The organism is Intrasporangium sp. (genome assembly GCF_035280925.1).
Classification (GTDB): Bacteria; Actinomycetota; Actinomycetes; order Actinomycetales; family Dermatophilaceae; genus Intrasporangium.
Window position 1 is genome coordinate 1 of record NZ_DATEEY010000071.1, and the last position, 2,720, is coordinate 2,720.

Here is a 2,720-nt window from a genome sequence, read left to right on the forward strand (position 1 = left end):
GCTGACAAGATGGCGACGATGGGCAGCGACTGGCGCACCAACCCGGTGACGCAGATCCGCTGGGGGCTGGACTACATCAAGAAGTCCTACGGCAGCCCCTGCAACGCCCTCGACATGTGGAACAGCCGCTACCCGCACTGGTACTGAGCCGATCCGGACCGCTCAGCCAGCTCGTCGCCGCGACAACGATCCCTCACTGCCCGCGTTGCTGCGGCTCCCTCGTCAGATCTTCCGGAGCCGGATCCGGGTCACCGCGTGGTCCGCTCCCTTGGTGAGGACGAGGGTCGCCCTCGCGCGAGTGGGCAGGACGTTCTCGACGAGGTTCGGCTCGTTGATGCGCTCCCAGATCGCCGTCGCCGTCGCCCTGGCCTGGTCGTCGGTGAGGCCGGCATACCGGTGGAAGTACGACTGCGGGTCGGCGAAGGCCGTCTCCCGCAGCCGGAGGAAGCGCTCGACGTACCACGTCCGGATCTCCTCGACCGGGGCGTCGACGTAGACCGAGAAGTCGAAGTAGTCCGAGATCGCACCGGTGCTCGAGCCGTCGGGACGCACGGCCGGCGGCTGCAGCACGTTGAGCCCCTCCACGATGAGGACGTCCGGCCGTGGCACCCGCACCGTCCCGGGGAGCACGTCGTAGGTGAGGTGTGAGTAGAGCGGTGCCTCGACGACGGGCACCCCCGACTTGACGTCCGCGATGAAGCGCAACAGGGCTCGACGGTCGTAGGACTCCGGGAACCCCTTGCGCTCCAACAGCCCTCGCCGCTGCAGCTCGGCGTTCGAGTGGAGGAACCCGTCGGTCGTGACGAGCGCGACCCTGGGGGTGTGCGGCCACCGGCTCATGAGCTCCTTGAGGATCCGCGCCGTCGTCGACTTCCCCACCGCCACCGACCCGGCGACGCCCACGACGAACGGCACCCGGGTCGGCCTCTCTCCGAGGAACTCGCTCGTCGCCAAGCGCAGCCCGTGGGTGGCCTCGACGTAGAAGTGCAGCAGACGCGACAGCGGCAGGTAGACCTCCTCGACCTCGCGCAGGTCGAGGAGCTCGCCGAGCCCACGGAGTCTCGTGAGGTCGTCCTGCTCTAGGCTCATCGGGTGGTTCTCCCGCAGGCGCGCCCACGCCCGCCGGTCGAGGTCGACGTAGGGCGTCGGCAAGGTGCTTCGCTCCTGCGTGGCGCTCACGCGCGTCATTGTTCCGTATGCCGCACGGCGCACTCCTGGGGCGCGGCCCCCGCGGGTCGTCGGCTGCCTAGGCGACCCCTCGGCGTACCGGTGGCCTTCGCCCCACGGTCTAGGCTGGCCGCCATGTGCGGAATCGTCGGCTACGTCGGTCGGACCATGGACGACACGGCCCTGGAGGTCGTGATGGAGGGGCTCACCCGCCTCGAGTACCGGGGCTACGACTCGGCCGGCGTGGCCCTCGTGACCGAGGACGGCATCGACGCAGAGAAGAGGTCGGGCAAGCTCGAGAACCTGCGCGCCGCTCTGGCCGCGCGCCCGCTCGCGACCTCCCGCACGGCGATCGGGCACACCCGGTGGGCGACGCACGGCGGCCCGACGGACGGCAACGCGCACCCGCACCGCGGCGGCGAGGGTGACCGTCTGGCGCTCATCCACAACGGCATCATCGAGAACTTCCACGTGCTCAAGAAGGAGCTGGTGGAGGAGGGCGTCGAGTTCCGGTCGGAGACCGACACGGAGGTCGCCGCGAAGCTCCTCGGGCGCGAGTACGACCGGCTCGGGGACCTCACCAAGGCGATGCAGGTGGTCGTGAACCGGCTGGAGGGCGCCTTCACCCTCCTGGCGGTGCACGCCGACAGCCCGGGAACCGTCGTCGGAGCCCGCCGCAACAGCCCGCTCGTCGTGGGGCTCGGAGACGGCGAGAACTACCTCGGCAGCGACGTCGCGGCGTTCATCGGGCACACCCGCCAGGCGATCGAGCTCGGTCAGGACCAGATCGTGACGATCACCCCGGACCGCCACGAGGTCATCGGCTTCGACGGCGCCCCCGCAGAGGGCAAGGCCTACGAGGTCACGTGGGACGCAGCCGCGGCCGAGAAGGGCGGCTACCCGACCTTCATGGAGAAGGAGATCCACGAGCAGCCCCACGCGGTCGCCGACACCCTCCTCGGACGCACCGACGAGTCGGGCCGGCTGGTCCTCGACGAGGTACGCATCAGCGAGGAGCAGCTGCGCGGGGTGGACCGCATCATCATCGTCGCCTGTGGCACCGCCGCCTACGCCGGGATGGTGGCGAAGTACGCGGTGGAGCACTGGACCCGGATCCCGGTCGAGGTGAGCCTGGCTCACGAGTTCCGTTACTGCGACCCCATCGTCGACGGCACCACGCTGGTCGTGTCGATCAGCCAGTCCGGCGAGACGATGGACACCCTCATGGCGGTCAAGCACGCCAGCGAGCTGGGCGCGATGACGTTGTCGGTGTGCAACACGCACGGGTCGACGATCCCCCGCGAGTCCGACGCCGTCCTCTACACCCACGCCGGTCCGGAGATCGCCGTCGCGTCGACCAAGGCGTTCCTCGCGCAGATCACCGCCTGCTACATCCTCGGCCTCTACCTCGCCCAGCTGCGGGGTGAGACCTACGCCGACGACGCGAAGTCCGTCATGGCCGAGCTGCAGGGGATCCCCGCCAAGATCGAGGACCTGCTCGGCAGGATGGACCGGGTCGTCGAGATGGCGAACTTCATGGCCGACACGCGCTC

General features: G+C 69.6%; 2 protein-coding genes. One reads left to right on the top strand and one right to left on the bottom strand.

What is annotated here, in order from left to right; all coding sequences use genetic code 11:
- Positions 1–222: 222 nt before the first annotated feature.
- Positions 223–1,188 (bottom strand): type I pantothenate kinase, encoded by a 966-nt coding sequence (coaA, locus tag VJN29_RS07390; RefSeq protein ID WP_324142980.1) that lies wholly within the window; start codon positions 1,186–1,188, stop codon positions 223–225.
- 114 nt (positions 1,189–1,302) lie between these two features.
- Between coaA and glmS the strand changes: the two genes are divergently transcribed.
- Positions 1,303–2,720: glutamine--fructose-6-phosphate transaminase (isomerizing) (gene glmS / locus VJN29_RS07395; RefSeq protein ID WP_324142981.1), on the top strand; the 1,418-nt coding region annotated here is incomplete at its 3' end.